This is a genomic window from Neobacillus drentensis, assembly GCF_036966985.1.
GTDB classification, from domain to species: Bacteria; Bacillota; Bacilli; order Bacillales; family Cytobacillaceae; genus Neobacillus; species Neobacillus drentensis_E.
The window spans coordinates 8,057-9,088 of record NZ_JBALSN010000569.1 but is presented as its reverse complement, the minus strand read 5'-3'; the positions used below and the strand labels follow the sequence as shown (position 1 = coordinate 9,088).

Below are 1,032 nucleotides of genomic sequence, written 5' to 3'. Positions count from 1 at the left end.
TTCATAAATATCACTTTGTATATGAAATTGAACGATTTTCCCTATAATCAGATCACACCCAGGCGAATCCGAGCCTCCTAGTTCCAAAGAGTGCTCCAACGAACATTCCATTCTGATTTTTGCTTCCTTAACTCCAGGAACTGAAATCTTCGTACTTTCAACTGGAGTTAAGTTTGCTAAGTCAATCTCACTCTCGTCAGGAGGAAGGTTTGTAGCTGTTTTATTAATTTTTTCAACATTTTGTTCATCCACGATATGAACAACAAATTCTTTTGACTCGAATATGTTTCTTGCTGTATCCTTTTTTCTCCCCGATGACCGCTGAATGGATAATGAAATCATCGGGGGATTGGATGATACGATATTAAAGTAACTAAAGGGTGCACCGTTTAGCACACCTTCTTTAGATTTAGTTGTAACAAAAGCAATCGGTCTAGGTATGATACTTCCAATAAGGAATTTATAATTATCTCGTTCGGACAATGAAGATGGATCGATTGAAAGCAAAGAAATCATTCCTTTTCGTAAAATCAGTCTAGTTCTCTTACTTCAAACGGTAATAAAACTCGTTCAATTTTTGTTCTGTGAGGCTCATACTGTGATGGCAACATCAATTTTTCTCCCATAGTCGCTAGAGATTCGTCATGAGCAAAACCTGGAGGATCTGTAGCAATTTCAAAGAGTATTTCTCCATGCTCTCTGAAGTAAATGGCATTAAAGTAGTTTCTATCCTGTACAGGAGTAACACCATATCCATTCGCTGAAACATACTTTTGCCAATCTAATTGATCTTCGTCATCAATAGCTCTCCATGCAATGTGATGGACTGTTCCAACACCCATTTGTCCACGTCCTATAGGAGTTAATTTGATGTCGATAATATTTCCAATATCACCAATTGAACGATAGCGAGCAAAATCTCCTTCTTTACCGACTAATTCCAATCCCATTACTTTTTCTAACAATTCGGCTGTTTTACTAGGTTGGGTTGATAAAAGAGTTGCTCCGCCAAAACCTTTGATTGCAACTTCA

Annotated in this window: 2 protein-coding genes; both read right to left on the bottom strand. The window is 37.5% G+C overall.

The features are described from left to right. On the bottom strand, positions 1-507 hold a 507-nt coding region (locus V7659_RS28090; RefSeq protein WP_335543356.1), incomplete at its 3' end, for a flavin reductase family protein. Between the two features lie 23 nt (positions 508-530). Continuing rightward, positions 531-1,032: VOC family protein (locus V7659_RS28085; protein ID WP_335543355.1), on the bottom strand; the 502-nt coding region annotated here is incomplete at its 5' end.